This window comes from Bifidobacterium sp. LCP19S3_E9, assembly GCF_052121135.1.
Classification (GTDB): Bacteria; Actinomycetota; Actinomycetes; order Actinomycetales; family Bifidobacteriaceae; genus Bifidobacterium; species Bifidobacterium thermacidophilum.
The window spans coordinates 32,492-48,582 of record NZ_JBQKEV010000009.1 but is presented as its reverse complement, the minus strand read 5'-3'; the positions used below and the strand labels follow the sequence as shown (position 1 = coordinate 48,582).

General features: G+C 61.5%; 12 protein-coding genes and 1 riboswitch. Of the genes, 1 reads left to right on the top strand and 11 read right to left on the bottom strand.

Annotated elements, in window-relative coordinates:
* Positions 1-74 precede the first annotated feature (74 nt).
* From ACTQYB_RS05990 to ACTQYB_RS05975, 4 genes are all read right to left on the bottom strand, one after another.
* Positions 75-872 carry a hypothetical protein gene (locus tag ACTQYB_RS05990; protein WP_441482134.1) on the bottom strand — a complete coding sequence of 266 codons (798 nt, stop codon included), beginning with the start codon at positions 870-872 and terminating at the stop codon, positions 75-77.
* 196 nt (positions 873-1,068) lie between these two features.
* Entirely contained in the window at positions 1,069-3,681 is a 2,613-nt protein-coding gene (gene pheT / locus ACTQYB_RS05985; protein WP_412170657.1) for a phenylalanine--tRNA ligase subunit beta, read from the bottom strand.
* A 7-nt stretch (positions 3,682-3,688) separates the two neighbouring features.
* Complete coding sequence (gene pheS / locus ACTQYB_RS05980) at positions 3,689-4,756, bottom strand: phenylalanine--tRNA ligase subunit alpha (protein ID WP_033493423.1); 1,068 nt, start codon at positions 4,754-4,756, stop codon at positions 3,689-3,691.
* Positions 4,757-4,813: 57 nt separating this feature from the next.
* On the bottom strand, positions 4,814-5,722 hold the full coding sequence (locus ACTQYB_RS05975) for a TrmH family RNA methyltransferase (protein WP_441482133.1): 909 nt from the start codon (positions 5,720-5,722) through the stop codon (positions 4,814-4,816).
* Positions 5,723-6,045: 323 nt separating this feature from the next.
* Between ACTQYB_RS05975 and ACTQYB_RS05970 the strand changes: the two genes are divergently transcribed.
* Entirely contained in the window at positions 6,046-6,618 is a 573-nt protein-coding gene (locus ACTQYB_RS05970) for a TIGR01440 family protein (RefSeq protein ID WP_321046208.1), read from the top strand.
* A 52-nt stretch (positions 6,619-6,670) separates the two neighbouring features.
* Here the strand turns inward: ACTQYB_RS05970 and ACTQYB_RS05965 are convergent, their stop codons facing one another.
* The 7 genes from ACTQYB_RS05965 to ACTQYB_RS05935 form a co-directional block, all read right to left on the bottom strand.
* Positions 6,671-7,384, bottom strand: a complete 714-nt coding sequence (locus ACTQYB_RS05965) for a hypothetical protein (RefSeq protein ID WP_441482132.1) — start codon at positions 7,382-7,384, stop codon at positions 6,671-6,673.
* Between the two features lie 348 nt (positions 7,385-7,732).
* A complete protein-coding gene (locus tag ACTQYB_RS05960; RefSeq protein WP_441482131.1) occupies positions 7,733-10,303 on the bottom strand; it encodes an ATP-binding cassette domain-containing protein in 2,571 nt (856 codons plus the stop codon).
* Between the two features lie 206 nt (positions 10,304-10,509).
* Positions 10,510-11,214: an ECF transporter S component gene (locus ACTQYB_RS05955; RefSeq protein WP_441482130.1), complete on the bottom strand. Its 705-nt coding sequence runs from the start codon at positions 11,212-11,214 to the stop codon at positions 10,510-10,512.
* A 216-nt stretch (positions 11,215-11,430) separates the two neighbouring features.
* A complete protein-coding gene (locus tag ACTQYB_RS05950) occupies positions 11,431-12,060 on the bottom strand; it encodes an ECF transporter S component (RefSeq protein WP_404441724.1) in 630 nt (209 codons plus the stop codon).
* Between the two features lie 32 nt (positions 12,061-12,092).
* A riboswitch (TPP riboswitch) is annotated at positions 12,093-12,203 on the bottom strand.
* 865 nt (positions 12,204-13,068) lie between these two features.
* Positions 13,069-14,190: a hypothetical protein gene (locus ACTQYB_RS05945; RefSeq protein WP_441482129.1), complete on the bottom strand. Its 1,122-nt coding sequence runs from the start codon at positions 14,188-14,190 to the stop codon at positions 13,069-13,071.
* A 26-nt stretch (positions 14,191-14,216) separates the two neighbouring features.
* Complete coding sequence (locus ACTQYB_RS05940; RefSeq protein ID WP_152356117.1) at positions 14,217-14,972, bottom strand: ABC transporter ATP-binding protein; 756 nt, start codon at positions 14,970-14,972, stop codon at positions 14,217-14,219.
* Positions 14,963-16,048 carry a hypothetical protein gene (locus tag ACTQYB_RS05935; protein WP_033507312.1) on the bottom strand — a complete coding sequence of 362 codons (1,086 nt, stop codon included), beginning with the start codon at positions 16,046-16,048 and terminating at the stop codon, positions 14,963-14,965. Before ACTQYB_RS05935 ends, ACTQYB_RS05940 begins: the two co-directional genes overlap by 10 nt.
* Positions 16,049-16,091 lie beyond the last annotated feature (43 nt).

The window sequence follows — 16,091 nt, the reverse complement described above, 5'->3', positions numbered from 1 at the left end:
AACTATGCATTGGTGTGTCGCGCACAACGATCAGGCGACACCACAGCCCGCCGGGCACGCGCAGTCAGGCGCGGTCAGGCGCTCAGCGAATCCGTTCCGCTTCCCGATCCACCGCCGTACAGCTGGTTGCTGATCATCTGGTACAAATCGGCGGAGGTGATGCCTTTGACCAGCATCCACACCCACACCACAGTGATAATCACGTCGATGATGACGGCGGCGATGGCGAAGCCTCGACCTTTCATATGGAAGGTCTTGTCACGCCAGATCGAGACGGCCCCAAGAATCGCCGGAAGGATAGGCAAGCCCATGAGCGCGAACACGAACGACACGATGGCCGAACTGTCCCAGCGCCCGTACAACGGATTGGAAGCGGGGTCGTTGACATCGATACCGTTGAAATACCGTGGCTGATAACCGGGTTGGCCCGGCAACGGCGTACCGTTCCTGCCTTGTTGCGACCACACACCTTGCGGTCCGTACGGATACGGCCCGTATGGCTGGTTCGGATTCTGCGTTCCCGGCTGGGTGTATTGCCCAGACGGATACTGCCGGGACGGGCCTTGCGGTTGATTGTTCCCCGGCCATTGTTCCTGCTGCGGCGCGCCCGCCCACGGCATTGCCGGCTGGGTGTTGCCGTCCTGTTGCCCCGCAGGAGAAGAATTGGCGTCCTGACGTTTGTTCTTACCGCTGTCGTCATCGTCGCGGCCGAACTGGTAAGGATTGTAATCGGCGGGGAACTGACTGCGCATGGCACCGTATTCCGGTGCTCCGGACCGGCTTGTCTGTGCAGACTGTGCAGAACCGACGCTCTCGCCCGTGGTCTGCTGCGGTTCAGATGCCGTCTGTCCGGGACGATCGGCTTCGCTCATGGTTCCTCCTCGTTGCCGCGCGATGTCACGCACCGCGGCTGCCGTTGTCCGGCCTGTACGCCGCCCGGTCACAAGGCCGGACAGCCTGAATACACATCTGCCGGCGCCCAATCCGGGAGCCGGCAGAATCAACGGGCCTCCGGATGTGCGCCGCTTGCGCACACCACGATAGCACCCTTGTCAGCGTAACCGCCGATTACGCACGCAATTGCGCGCCAAGCTCAGCGGCAGCGTCAGTGACGGCCTTACGGACCGCAACGCTGTCTTGTGAGTCGAAGGTCTTATCCGCGGAGCGGAAGACCACCGAGAACGCAAGCGACTTCTTGCCTTCGCCGAGCTGATCGCCGGTGAATACGTCGAACAGCTGGATGGATTCAAGCTGGTCGCCTGCCGCCTTGCGGATCACGGCTTCAAGCTGAGCGGCGCTCACCGTATCCGGGACGGTGAACGCAAGGTCCTGCTTGACCGGCGGGAAGGTTGAAATCGGCTTGGCCTGCACGGGCTTGCCATCAAGTGTGCCGAACAGCGCGGTCAGATTGAGCTCGAAAGCGGCGGTATGCGCCGGGAATTCGAGCGCATCGTTGACGTGCGGATGCAGCTCGCCGACCATGCCAACCTCGGTTTCACCGGCCATCACCTTGGCGGCACGGCCCGGATGCCATTGCGCAGGAACATCGGCGGCCGACGGCTGCGACAACGTCAGATGCGCGCCCAGACGGTCGCTGATCCGCTGCACGGCCTCGACCGCGTCAGACCAATCGACGTCACGATGCACGCCCAGCCAGCCGGTTTCCTCAGCCTTGCCGGCAAGGATGCCAGCCACGTGAAGCGGCTGGTCCGGCAAACCCGCGTCCAACGCCTTGAGCTGTTCGTCGGTCGGCTTGACGCCGCCGGGGAGCGCCGGGATGGCAGGGGCGTTCGGATCCCACAGGTACACATGCCCGATTTCATACAGGCTGACGTTCTCAATGCCGCGACGCAGATTGCGCTGCACGGTGTGAGCCAAGGTCGGCAGGACTTCGCGGCGCAGGAACGGACGGTCTCCGGCGAGCGGGTTCGCGATTTCCACGCTGACGGGCTTGACCGCGTCGGCGTCATAGGAGAACGCCTTGTAGTCGGCGTCGCCGACGAACGGGTAGCTCAGCGTCTCGACCATACCGTATTCAGCGAGCTCGTTGGCCACCTCACGGCGATGACGCTGGTCAGGGGTCAAGCCGACAGCACCGGATACGGGAGCCGGCGGCACGGTGGTCGGAATCTGGTCGTAGCCGACCAGACGGGCGACTTCCTCGACCAAATCGCACGGCTCGTTCAAATCAGGACGCCACGTCGGTGGGGTGACGGAGAATTCGCCATTGCCGCCGCCGGCGACCATGCAGCCGATATCGGTGAGGATATCGCTGATCTTGTTGACTGGAGTATCAAGGCCTGCGACGCGACGCACCTCATCGGCCTTGAAGTGGATAGGACGACGACGCGCAGGCGTGTTGTTCACGTCGGTAGGATGCTCAGACGGCTCACCGTTGCCGTACTTGGTCATCAGTTCGGCTGCCATCTGCGCGGCTGCCGGCTGCAATGCGAAGTCCACGCCGCGTTCGAAACGCTTCGACGCCTCGGAAGGAATCTTGTGGCGACGGGCCGAACGCGCGATGGTGACCTGGTCAAAATGCGCGGATTCCAGCAGCACGTTCTTCGTTTCGGCGGTCACTTCGCCATACAGACCGCCCATCACGCCGGCGATGCCAAGGATGCGTGAACCGTGCTGGCCGTTCGGCGAATCCGTAATCAGCAGGTCCTCCGGGCTCAGGTCATGATCCTTGCCGTCGAGCGTGGTGAGCTTCTCGCCCGCCTTGGCGCGGCGCACAACGATCGGGCCTTCGATCTTGTCCAAATCGTAGGCGTGCATCGGCTGGCCCAAGTCAAGCATCACGTAGTTGGTGACGTCCACAGCGAGCGAAATGGACCGCATGCCCGAACGGATCAGACGGCGACGCATCCAGTTCGGTGTATGCGAGGACGGGTCGAAATTGCGCACCGCACGAGCATAATAGCGGTCGCAACCGGGGACACCGTGAATCGGGTTGTCGTCTTCGATGGACACTTCGATGTCGGACGGAGTGCCGGCCGCCACGGCGGTCAGATCCGGCGCCTTCTCGTTGAGCTCAATCACCGGATCGGTGAACTTCGCACCGGTGGAATGATGGTATTCGCGCGCCACACCACGGTAGGAAAGCGTGTACCCGCGATCCGGGGTGATGTTGATCTCGAGGATCGGCTGGTCCAGATGCAGCAGGTGCATCGCGTCGTCGCCGGGCTTGAGCGCCTCATACTCGTCAGGCGTGAAGCCGTAGTTGCGCAGCAGGATGATGCCGTCGTGGTTGTCACCGAGTCCGAGTTCGCGTTCGGAGGCGCACATGCCGTCGGACATATGCCCGTAGGTCTTGCGCGGCTCGATACGGAAATCACCGGGCAGCACAGCTCCCGGCAATGTGACGACAACCTTCTCGCCGGCGGCCATATTCGGCGCTCCGCACACGATGCCGCGCGGCACCTTGTTGCCGTTCTCGTCAACGGCATTGTACTTGTCGCCGACATCTACATGGCACCAGTTGATGGTCTTGCCGTTCTTCTGCGGTTCCGGCGTGGCATCCACCACATAGCCGACCACAATCGGACCGGTCACCTGGGAAGCATGAATCTGTTCCTCTTCGAGACCGACCTTGACAAGGTCCTTGGCAAGCTGTTCGTAGGTCAGGCCCTGGGGAACCTCGACGTGTTCCTTGAGCCAGTCAATATCAACCATAGGCATGGGTCAATCACTCCCCCATCACAAACTGTTCGCTGAAGCGCACGTCACCTTCGACGAGGTCGTGCATGTCGTTGATGTCGTGGCGCAGCAGAAGCGTACGCTCCATGCCGACGCCGAACGCGAAGCCGGTGTAGACCTCCGGGTCAAGCCCCGCGGACTTGAGCACGTTCGGGTTGACCATGCCGCAGCCGCCCCATTCGAGCCAGCCGGCGCCGCCCTTCTTGTCAGGGAACCACAGGTCAAGCTCGGCGCTCGGCTCAGTGAACGGGAAGTAGCTCGGACGTAGACGGGTCTTGGCCTCGGGGCCGAACATGGCGACGGCAAGCTTGTCCAGCACGCCCTTGAGATCGGCCATGGTCAGATGCTTGTCCACTGCGAGCGCCTCGCACTGGTGGAACACCGGGGTGTGGGTGGCGTCGAGCTCGTCTGTGCGGAACACACGGCCCGGGGACGCGATATACAGCGGAACCCCGCGGGTAAGCAGCGCGCGCACCTGGTCGGAGGAAGTCTGCGTACGCAACACCATGTTGGAGCCGACGAAGCCCGCAGCGTCCTTGGCCTGATTGCCCTTGACATAGAAGGTGTCCTGCATCTGGCGGGCGGGATGGTCGGGGCCGAAGTTCAAGGCGTCGAAGTCATACCACTCGGTTTCCACTTCCGGACCCGCCGAAATCTGCCAGCCCATCGAGATGAAGAAGTCCTCGACATCCTCCATAAGCCTCGGCAGCGGATGACGCGCGCCCAAGGGCTTACGGCGGATCGGCAGCGTCATGTCAACCGTCTCGGCGGCGAGGGCGCGCTGCTCCTCCTCAGCCTTGATCTGCTGCTGCTTGGCGCCAAACGCGCGCCCGAAATCGGCGCGCAGCTTGCCCATGAGCTTGCCGGCTTCCTTCTTCTGGTCGGCGGGGAGCGAGCCAATAGCCTTGCTCGCTTGCGTCATTGCCGATTCCGCACCCGCATACTGGGTTTTGATGGCTTTCAATTCCTCCGAGCTGGAGGCTTTTTCGATCTTCCCGATGCCTTCGTTGACCGCTGCGGTCACCGCCTGTGCATCGAATACCGCGCTCTGTGCCACGAGTACCCTTTCTTATTTCAGTGAAACGTCGCTCTCGCTCAAGCCGTTGTACCGTCTTCACATTTTCCCAATATGACTCGACATAGCCAGGCTCATGAGCATGACTGCCGCGCTGGTCGCCAGGTTCAGCGATTCGGCCTTCCCATAAATCGGGATGGCGACAACACGGTCGGCTTGCTCGACCAAGTGGGCCGGCAGACCGCGCGCCTCGTTGCCGAACAGCACGGTAAGCGGACGGCTGGAGTCCTGCGGTTCGCGTTCCAGCATGTGGCCGCGTTCGCCGAGCAGACCCGGCAGCTGTTCGGGGGCCCGATCCGGCGTGCCATGCACGTCGGCGGCGACCAAAGTGCTGTGCTCGCCAGCGCACCAACCAAGGAAATCCTGGGTGGTCATGGTCAGGACCGGCACATGGAACAGCGATCCGGCGGTGGCGCGGATGACCTTGGGATTGAAGCGGTCGACGCTGTCATCCACGAAAATCACGGCGTCACAGCCGGCGGCATCGGCGGCGCGGATCACAGTACCCGCATTGCCAGGGTCGCGCACCTGCCAGAACGCGGCGACCATGGGATGATCTGACCAGTCGAGGTCATCGGGGTCGTCTTGCATGCGTTCGGTGAGGCCGACGGCGGCGATGCCTTGGCAGTCCCCGCTGATCTGGCGCAAGACTTGGGCGGTGGCGCCGTGGATGTACAGGCCACCCTGCTGGCCCGCCCGCGGGTTGTCAAGCGCTTCGCGGTAGATTTCGGCGATGGTCTGGTTCGCGGGCTGTGGGTCGTCCCCGCTCATCTGCACGTACAGGTCAGTCACGGCGTCGGGACGCCAACGGATCGCCTCGCGTACGGATTGCGGGCCTTCGATAAGGAAGCGCCCGGAGCGTTCGCGCTGCGACTTGGACTCCAAGCCTGCGATCTTGCGCACGCGATCAGCATGCGGATTGCTCAGTATCTCATTGTTCAACGGCATACCGCCCACTGTACGCGGCGGCGGCTACCTGGCGTGGCGTGCGAGGATCCGCTCACACGGCGGGCATCTACCACGCTCCAGACCACCCGCACAGCATCCAACCGGGCCACCATGTGAGGATTCACTCACACGATGGGCACTGTTACAAGCCGCAATTATGGGGGAACACTTCCGCGTAACTTGCATTCCCATCGCATAACACTGGGATGGTTTTACCGAATTACCTGAAAAAAGCCGGGAACCCGCATCATGAATGATGATTGGTTTGACCGCAGGTGAACCGCAGGGGCAGTGTGCAACTCCGCGCTAGTACAATCGGCGGTATGCAGACACAGGATTTCGAACAGATCAGGCAGCAGACCGCGCAGGCGGTGCACGAGGTCCTCGAGGCGGCGCATCTGTCGTCCGGGGATATTTTCGTCATCGGATGCTCGTCCAGCGAGGTGCTCGGCGAGCAGATCGGCACCCACACGTCCATGGATGTGGCGCCGTACCTGTTCGAAGGCGCTCAGTCGGTGCTGAAGCCGGCGGGGATCTTCCTCGCCGCGCAATGCTGCGAGCACCTCAACCGTGCGCTGGTCATAGAACAGGAATGCCTGGAACATTACGGTTTCGACCAGGTCAACGCGATTCCCCAGCCCAATCATGCGGGCGGCGCGTTCGGCACCATCGCCTACCGGTCGTTCGACCATCCGGTACTGGTCGAGGACATCCAAGCCAAAGCGAAGGCCGGCATCGACATCGGCGGCACGCTCATCGGCATGCATATCCACCCGGTGGTCGTTCCGCTGCGCATTTCCATTGACATGATTGGCAAGGCGCACATCATCTGCGCACGATACCGCCCCAAGTACATCGGCGGCAGCCGCGCGATCTACGACGAAAAGCTGATGTAGGCCCTGACGGCCTCCAGTCACGGGCTGTGTCGGGAAGCCCGCAAGCCCGTGACTATTCGGCCGCCCCGGTCGCCTTGCCAAGTAGCCCGAAGTCAACAGTGGACATGAATATCGTCTGCGTGAGCATCGTGCGATAATTCTCACGCACATCGGTAGCGGTACACTCGCCGTTCGTCTGGATATGACGTAGGAAATCAACCATCAGGCATGAGAACAGAATCACCGCTTCTTTCGGATTGCTGCACACCATGCGAATAGACGGCTTCCACATATCCCATAGCTGATTGCCATGCGCAACCTTGGTCGTCCAGCTTCCGCCAAAAATCTGATGCGACCCATTACCGACCATTGAACCGACAACGGTGTCGGCAATGCCTTGAATGTCAAGATCAGCGCCATCCGGGTAGACGTTTCGATACCCGAACTGCACGAGACCAGCCACGCTGTAATCCTGCATATTGAGCAGATACTGGTCCAACGCGGGGCCCATCACCCAACGGCTGCCATCGGAACCCATCACCGTGTCAAGACGCAAACCCGAAGGCACACCCGAGTACACTGCCGCATACTGCGCGGCGTACGCAGCGATGAGCGCCACCGGATTCGCCATCTCACTGACCTGGACAACGCCGTTGATTGAACACTTCCGCTCAAGACGCGCATAGAACGGCCCTTCCGCCACAGCCAGGCCGTGCAACAGGTCGCGCTGCTTCTTCTTACGCACCCGCGCGAAATAAATTCTGTCTTGCAAAGTCGGCTTGGGCATCGGCTTTGCATACGCCGGCCAACCGTTCGTTGGTTCGTCATCATCCCTTCTTTCATTTTGATGATTTGGATTGTGTCTGGGTCCCGATTATGAGCGTTGGAAAAACATCTGCCTCACGTACGTCAGCTTTCGCCACGGCACACTCCTCTCAACCCAACGGAAACCAAGCTGCAAACGGTTCACCAACTCCCCCGTCAGCACGACCATACCCCCGTCACGCACGCAACATCTGCAACGTCACGCAGAAAACCATCAGAAAACATTCGTCAAACGTTTGACGTTTTTTCTGTGTCCCAACATGTGGACAATATCAAAAGCGAAAACCGCGCGCTACCGCCGCGACCGCACTCACCTGCCGCCAAAGAAACTGAACGCACCAAACCACACCGACACCGCGAGCGCGATCATCGGCACCGCGAAGCAGCACACGAGGAACACCCGGTCGCGCATCCCGCTCGTGCTGACACGCGCGTGGCTGCGAGGCCCATCGCCGCCGAATCCACGCGCCTCCATCGCAGTCGCCAAGGTGGTCGAACGCCTGATGGACAACACCAGCAACGCGAACGCCTGCGGGAAGAACGCCTTGAACGCATTGTCGTCGCCGATCCCACGCGAACGGCGTGAGGCGGTAAGTGCCGCCCAGTCGTCGCGTAGCACGGAAAACAGGCGCATACCGGCGAGCCCGCCATAGACGAATCGGTCCGGTAAATGCAGAATCTGGCTGAACGCGTCCGCCAGCTCGGTCGCATCAATGCCCAACACCAAAATAATCGCGGGAATACCCACCGCCAGAATGCGCAGTCCGGTAGCCAATGCAAGCCACGCCGACCGTTCACTGACGGTGATCATGCCCCAATGCCACCAGACGGCTCCCCCCTGTTTGCCGTACAGCAGTACGGCGAGCGCCGAACCTGGCGCCCCGATGAATACCGGCCACGTGGATTTGACGACCCGCAACGGTTTGAGCCCGAGACAAGCGAGCGCCAGGAATTCGACGATGAGCGCGGTGCATGCGGACACCCAGTCGAGGCTGAAAATAAGCGGCAGCGAGGCAAGCAGAGCGCCGAAGAGCCGGTAGGCGGGGTTGATGGATGCGATGACGCTTGACCTGCTGGAGGCTCGCGGCTGTTCGTGACGTTCGTTGACCGGGCTGACGCGGATGGTCTGCTCGTCATCCCATTGGCCTTGCCCGCCTTGCGGGATGAGTTCGATGACGCGTGCGCCGAGCGCGGTGACGAGCTCATGGTCGTGGGTGACGACGATGATGCTGACGCCGTCGCCGCGCAGCCCGTGGATGAGGTGGACGATCTGCATCCAAGTGCGGCGGTCCTGCCCGAACGTCGGTTCGTCAAGGATGAGCACGCGTGGGGCGGCGGCGAGCGCTGCGGCCACGGTGAGCCGGCGTTTTTCGCCTCCGGACAGCGTGTACGGGTTGACGTTCTCGTACCGGCTGAGGTTGAAGCGTTCGAGCAGGTCGTGCGCGCGGCGGCGGGCTTCGTCGGGTGCGATGCCGGTGCGCAGCGGTCCGAGCATGACTTCGTCGATGACGCTGCCTCGGGCGAACTGGTGCTCGGGGTTTTGGAAAACGTAGGAGATGCGGGAGGCGAGTTCGGTTGATTTCCAGTTGATTGGCTGGGTGCCGTGCGCGTTCCCGGCGAGTTCGCGGCTGGCGTTAACGGAGCCTTCGAGCGGTTTGAGCAGGCCGGCGAGGGTCAGGGAGAGCGTGGATTTTCCGGCGCCGTTCGCTCCGACGAGCGCGGTGATTTGCCCGGGTTTGAATGCGAGGTTGATGTCGCGTGCGATGGCGTCTTCACTGTGCCCGATGCTCAGGCCGCTGGTGGTCAGGATCGGCTCGCCGGTACCAGTCGCCGGATCATATTCGGGTTCGCTGTCGGTGTAGATGCGGGTGATGGCGTCTTCGGGGCGTTGGTAGCGTTTGGGCAGCCAGATGCCGAGGCCGGCGAAATCGATGGTGCGGTCGGAGAAGATCTCGTCCGGGGTGCCGTCGGCGATAATCACCGTACGTTGGTCGCCATGGCGGCCTAATTCGGCTTCATCGCCTTGCTGGGTGATGACGGTGGCGTTATCTGGTTCGTTCTGCCCGCCGGATTCCTCTGTTTCCCCGGCCCCGCCCGCGGGCTGGCTGTCTTGCAATCCGAGAACGATGACCCTGTCGATCATGTCAATCCAAGGTTCCGCTCGGTGTTCGACGAGCATCATGGTCGCGTGCGTACTGTCGAGCACATTACGTACCGCGCCGACGATCTGGTCTACACCGTCCGAATCGAGGTTGGCGGTGGGCTCGTCCAACAGCAGGACGCCGGGCTGCATGGCGAGCGCTCCGGCGAGGGCGAGGCGCTGCATTTGCCCGCCGCTTAAGTGCATGGTGGAACGGTCAAGCTGGATACCGTGCATGCCGACCGCGTCGAGACTGTCGCGGACGCGCTGCCAGATCGCTTCGCGCGGCACGTTGAGATTTTCCGGACCGAAGGCGACATTGTCACCAAGCCGTTCGAAAATCGCCTGCGCATCCGGGTCCTGCAATACGAGGCCGACGCGTCCCCTGGCCTGACTGACGGGCGTGCCGTCAACAGTGACGCTCCCCTCGGTCAACCCGCCATCCGCGTCAATGGTGCTGGTCGTGCCGTTAGCGGCGGTGTTCACGCTTTCGATATCGCCGCCGAGCAATCCGGCCGCGCCTTCGAGAATGGTAGATTTCCCTATGCCGGAAGCCCCAAGCAGCAGTACGCGCTGGCCGGGTTCAATGCTCAGGTTGAGGCCGCGGACGGCGAAGTGGCGGCGTGAAGCATGCCGGTAACCCCAATCATGGAATTCGAGGCGTGCCGGTTGTGTCGATACCGATGTCGGTTGCATCGATCCTGCCGTCATCGTGTTGTTGTTGTGTTCGCTTGACTTCATCGCGTCCTGTGTCCTGCCGTCTTCGAATGCGCTGGCGTGGAACCGTTGTTCTGTCGCCGTTCGCTACTGTATCGCGAACTGCCGTCCGCCGGATCGCGGTTCCACCCATGCTTGCCGGGCTATACTGCCATACTGTTCTGCCGTGCACTTGAACAGTTCCGTCGAAGTGCCGGCGTTTGGAGCGAGACTCATCGCCTCGCGGTTATTCAGGCTGCAGCCCGTGCCTCGCGTCCGGACGCGAACTTATCGAGCGCACCGGTCCGTGCGATCGCCCGATACAAGTACCACACTACGATACCGGCGAACACGATGCCAGAAATCACCGACGTGACCAGATAGATGGTGATGTACTGCCCGGTGAACGCCTGGCCGCGCATGAAAATGTCATGCAGCCACACGGCGACACCCGCGAATGCACCGGACAGCATGGTGATCGGCACGTTCCACACGCGGTACAGCACAATGAGGAACGCAAGTTCGGCGAACGCGCCCTGCATCAGCGATGTGCTGAACGTGTCCATGCCCGTCCACTGGTTGCCCATCAGGCTTTCGATGACCCCGCCGAGCAGTTCCGCGTACGTGGCGGCGCCGGGCTTGCGCATGATGACCGCCGCCAAGGGGCCGGCGAACAGCCACAAACCGTTGTAGATGCCTTGGAATCCGGGCATGACCAGACCGATCAGGTCGCCGACGCCCAGTGAGTAAATCAGGGACACCAGCCAGAAAATCAGTGCGCTGGCCACGCCGATCACCGACGCGACGGCGATATCTACGACACGCCATCTCAGGCTGGGGCGACCCGCTGCGACCGGGGTCGCCTCGGGTTGAACGGTTGCCAAATTGCCAGTAGATGTCGATGTGGCGACGGATGTGTTGGATGCGTTGGATGCGTTCGAAGAGTTGTTGCTCATATTCATGTCTTCCTATGCGATGCCGGATTTCGATGATGCCCGGCACAGGGTGGTATATCGCTGCAATGATCCCGAAACCGCCCGCCCATACTGGTGGCGGGTCTTATGCCACTGACTTGCGAAGCCGTATCGGCGCTCCGCCGCAAGCCCCGGGGTTTCAGACGCTGACGCTTTCAGATGGTGCTGTCAGACGGTGATTTCAGACGGTGTTGTCTCTCAGGCGCTGATACCGCGCACCTCACGCCCTGACGCGAACTTGTCGAGCGCACCCGTCCGCGCGATCGCACGGTACAGGTACCACATGAGGATGCCGGCGATCAACAGGCCAGACACCACAGTGGTGATCAGGTAGACAATGCCGTACGACCCGGCAAGATTGATGCCCTGAAGGTTTTCGATGAAGCTGTACGCCCAGCATCCGACCCCCGACAGCGCGCCGGACAGGGCGGCAACCGGCAGGGTCCACTTGCGGTAACGCACAATCGCGAACGCAAGCTCCGCGCACACGCCCTGCACCAAAGCGATCAGGAATGTGGCGAGACCGCCCCACATGTTGCCCATCAACGCTTCAAGAATGCCGGCGACGATCTCCGCATACACTGCGGCGCCCGGCTTACGCACGATGATGGCGGCCAAGGGCCCGGCGAACAGCCACAGTCCGTTGAACAGGCCGGGCAGACCGGGGACGATTGCGTCCAGTGCGGTCCAAGGTGCGGCGGTCAGCAGGGCGACCAGCCAATAAATCAGTGCGCTGGCCACGCCGATCACCGATGCAACGGCGATGTCGACAACGCGCCACTTGAGATTCACTGTGGATGATGCTGCGGTATTCGCGGCTTGTGTCATAATGATGTGCCTTTCTTGAACGGTTGTTCTCAGGCACGGGAAGAGCGACGTCCGTGCGCCGGCATTGCCCGGTTCACGTTCATTCGGTCGGAGGAAACCCCCATCTCAGCCTGGCGTTCAGCCAAGCCCCCGTGTCGGTTGTTCAGTCTAGGGGCACCCCATGATTTTGCATGATTCCCATATCATCCCCATACCGGCACGGCGGCCCCACGATATGCCCGCATCTCGGATATTCTGTACTCGCCCGGCACCGGCCACCCGAAGATGCATAGCCATCTCCGGCACCCCGCGAGCAACGCCATGCAGGAACCACCAACCCCACCCCCATCTCACACAACTTCCCGCACAAACCGCGCTATCTCCAACAACCCGCATTACCCCCGCACCAGCAAACCGCAGATGCACGCGTATCCCGGACTTCCTGCAACCCACGCCACACAGATCACGGCACATACATCCCCAACCCAGACAACATGACGAAACTACTGCGCCATCCCCCATGCCCCGCGCCCGCCCGACACCGGCAACTCGCGGATACACAACAATCTTTCAATCCACGCGATTCCAGTTGAATTGAGCCAGTCCCATACGCGATGAACTCACGAAAATCTCATGCCCATCTCACCATCCCCTATGCCCATTACTCATCCAGCAACAGCGCCTCAGAGATACACGCGCATTTCCAGTTCCCTGCAACCCGCACAATACGGGCCCAGCCATCTACGCCATCGACTCAAACAATATTCCACATTAGCTGCGCCATCTCAAGTAACCTATGCCGTCCCCGCACTGGCAACACGCAGATACGCAGCTATCTCCCACAGCCCGCAAACCACGCCACGTAGCAACCGCCAACACCGACCTCATCTCGCGCAACTTACCGTATAAACCGCGCTATCTCGGCGTTCCTGCTCCCTCAACCGCGCAGAAAACCGGAGATAGTCGCCTATCTAGCGCACGCCGCGTACCCACCTGCCGCACCTAACCCGCACACTCAAATCCCCAACCCTACCGGCTCTTGAAGAACCGCAGCAGCTGGGACTCCCGCACGCTGAGCCCGGCGAGGAATGTCGCGGCCATCGCTCCAGCGAACCCGGTTGCGGAGATTCGGCAGGCGGCGATGAAGATGTTCATCCAGCCGTCGGTGGACATACGCCAGCAGTAGGCACACAGCAACGCCAGGCACGCTATGGTCGCCAGCCCCGCCCAGATGAGCGTCTCCAGGATCATTTCGAGCAGTTGGGCGCCTTTGGTCTGCCCTACGTGCAAGGCTCCCGCGTATTCCAGTCGCCTGCGCCGCACGGAAATCACCCCGGCAATCACTCCGACCGCTAGCGAAACGTACGGCAGCCATACCGTCATGCGGTTCTTATAGCTGGAGTACGCATTGTACCGGGAGTCGAAGGATTTGTTGACCTGCGCGACCGTCGTGTTTCCGCCTGTTCCCGAAACGATCGCCGTGGAATACAGCAGGTCGTTGGTCTGTTCGCTGACCGGCCACTGCTTCGCCCAGCATTCGGTGAATTCGCCGGAGGATGCCGAAACCGGGATCATCGCCGCATAGGCGAATCTGGTGTCGCGGCCGTCGTTGGGCCAGGAGAATACGCCGGCGATGGTCATATCGCCACGGTTGGTTTGCATGACGCTGCCTTTAACCAGTCCGAAATCATGCGAGACGTCGGTTGAAATCCATATTCCCGAGGTGTCAGCGGTCTCGTTCACTTCCTGTTGCGTTGATGTCGCCCCCTGTTGCGCAGACGAGGACGCAGACGACGATGCCGCGTTCGCCGTTTTCTGCCCGGATGCAAGCAGTTTGATGAATCCCGGGGTCACTTCGTACGCGGGCAGTTCCATGCCGGGCGTCGAGGACGCGGTGATGCTTTCGGCAGCACGGGCCGCTCCTGCAAGGCTTGGCCCGTTGTGGACCATTTCGAGCCCGTCGCACGCTTGGCCGTCGACGCTTGCGCCGATGAAGGCTTTCGTATCGGCGTCCGAACTGATGCGCGTGATCGCTTCCTGTTCGAGCTGCACGATGGACATGGCTTCGTACCCGCCAAGAAGCGCACCGGTGATGAGCATGACGAGGAAAAACCATGCTGCCCGCGTGGTCCCCGCGCTGATGTTCCGCACGGCTTCGGAACAGATTGACCGGAGATTCATGATCTAACCCCCTCGCTTCCGGCAGCACTTCCAGCATCGCTTCCGGCAACACTTCCTGCAATGCTTCCGTCTGCGCTCCCAGCAGCACGCCCGTCCACACGTGCAGCAGCGCTCTCACCCGCGTCCCCATCCGCGTTTTCAGCACCGACCGGCGCGTAATCAGCCAAATCAATGATCCGGTCGCACGCGTCCCTGGCACGCGGGTCATGCGTCGCCACGACCACGATCATGCCTTGCCCAGCGAGATTACCCAACACTTCGCTCACGGATGCCGCCGTTCGCGTGTCCAGCTGCGCGGTCGGCTCGTCGACGAGCAGCACATCAGGGTGCGAGCATACGGCTCTGGCGAGCATCAACCGTTGCGCTTCGCCGCCGGAGAGTTCGGAAAACCTCCGGTCCGCCGCATATTCCAGATCGAACAGTCCCATGGCTTGCAACGCTTCAGGGATCGCTTCACGCCTGCTCATGCCGTGGCACAGCAGCGGGAAGACCACGTGGTCGAGCGCGGTCCGCTCCGGAACACCGTAGGGGTTTTGGAATACCCACCCGATGCGGTGGATGTCGTCGCGTTCGACTTGCCCCGCCCATGGTTTCACCCATCCCGCGAGAATCGACAACAGGGTGGATTTGCCGCATCCGGAAGGCCCGCACAGCGCGACGGTCTGCCCCGGGCTGATTTCGAAATCGAGATGTTCGAACAGAATATCCGTTCCGGGGAAACGGTGTGCCAGGTCTATTGCTTTCAGGAGCATGTTGCGCCCGCGATCTTCGACCCGATTTCCACCGAGGTGATGGATGCCGTGCTGCCGCCGTCATTGAGCTGCACAAGACTGACGCCTAGCGAAGAGCCGACAACGGTGACGGCATGTTTCGTCCCGCCCGTGGTCATGATGCACCCTTTGCTTCCGTTCAGGCCGAATACGGCGCCCGCGGGCACGCGAAGCGCTTCAATGGATTGCGCCAGGGAGAGCGTGCCACTGATGCCAGCCGCAAGCGTGTCCTTTGTCTGGGTTCTGTATTCCTCCGTCGCCGAAACCTGTTTGAGGTAGTCGGCGTTGTCGATGGCGGTCTGGCCTGCGGGCAGCGTGGTCGATTGGCCGAATACGGTGATTACCCGATCCTGGTCCGAGGGGTTCGTGTTCTTGATGCTGAGTTTGACCAAAGCCCCTGGAATATCGCCGATCTGCGACCCTTGGGTGACGCTTGCGCCTGTGGTTCCCTGCCAGTTGCTGACAGTGACGCTCTGCTCGGGAATCCATAGGATGTCGCTGAGCAGGAGCGTACCGTCGCTGTCCGAACCGTTGTCCGCCATGAGGCGTTTCCACCCTTGCTGGGTGTTCCATGAGTACCGGTCGCTGTCGGCGTCGGATTGATAGCCGAGCCGGGACAGCTCATTGTTCAGCGCACGCACGTCCTGCCCCCGGTCTTCCACGTGCAGGTCACGGTACAACGGCAGGGCCGTGTTCAGGGCGATGACGGCACGGTCGTTGACGCGCATGCAGGCATGGCCGGAAGATAGCCCGTTGCCTGAATAATCCGCTGTCACGGTGCCGGTGCTGTTGCCCAGAATGGTCCTGTCGCTGGCGATGCTGGGGATCAGTGTGACTGTTTGCGCGCCATTGTACTGCTGCGTTGACACTTTGGCTTGCGTCACTTCTCCGGATGTGCCCAGTAGTGCGGGCGGACGGTCGGGCATGAACATCGCGCACGCCCCCGCGGTGATTGCGGCGGCCACCACGATGGACATGATGACCCACGCCGCAATATTGACATGCCGGCGGCGTTTGTTGTCGACTTTGCCTTTGACACCACGCTCATGACGAAACATCGATGTTCCCCTTCCCTTGTTGCTAACGGACTATCGTATACCG

Coding starts and splice junctions, on each gene's coding strand:
- ACTQYB_RS05990 (WP_441482134.1), bottom strand. CDS start 872: ATGAGCGAAGCCGATCGTCCCGGACAGACGGCATCTGAACCGCAGCAG.
- pheT (WP_412170657.1), bottom strand. CDS start 3,681: ATGCCTATGGTTGATATTGACTGGCTCAAGGAACACGTCGAGGTTCCC.
- ACTQYB_RS05975 (WP_441482133.1), bottom strand. CDS start 5,722: ATGCCGTTGAACAATGAGATACTGAGCAATCCGCATGCTGATCGCGTG.
- ACTQYB_RS05970 (WP_321046208.1), top strand. CDS start 6,046: ATGCAGACACAGGATTTCGAACAGATCAGGCAGCAGACCGCGCAGGCG.
- ACTQYB_RS05965 (WP_441482132.1), bottom strand. CDS start 7,384: ATGCCCAAGCCGACTTTGCAAGACAGAATTTATTTCGCGCGGGTGCGT.
- ACTQYB_RS05960 (WP_441482131.1), bottom strand. CDS start 10,303: ATGAAGTCAAGCGAACACAACAACAACACGATGACGGCAGGATCGATG.
- ACTQYB_RS05955 (WP_441482130.1), bottom strand. CDS start 11,214: ATGAGCAACAACTCTTCGAACGCATCCAACGCATCCAACACATCCGTC.
- ACTQYB_RS05950 (WP_404441724.1), bottom strand. CDS start 12,060: ATGACACAAGCCGCGAATACCGCAGCATCATCCACAGTGAATCTCAAG.
- ACTQYB_RS05940 (WP_152356117.1), bottom strand. CDS start 14,972: ATGCTCCTGAAAGCAATAGACCTGGCACACCGTTTCCCCGGAACGGAT.
- ACTQYB_RS05935 (WP_033507312.1), bottom strand. CDS start 16,048: ATGTTTCGTCATGAGCGTGGTGTCAAAGGCAAAGTCGACAACAAACGC.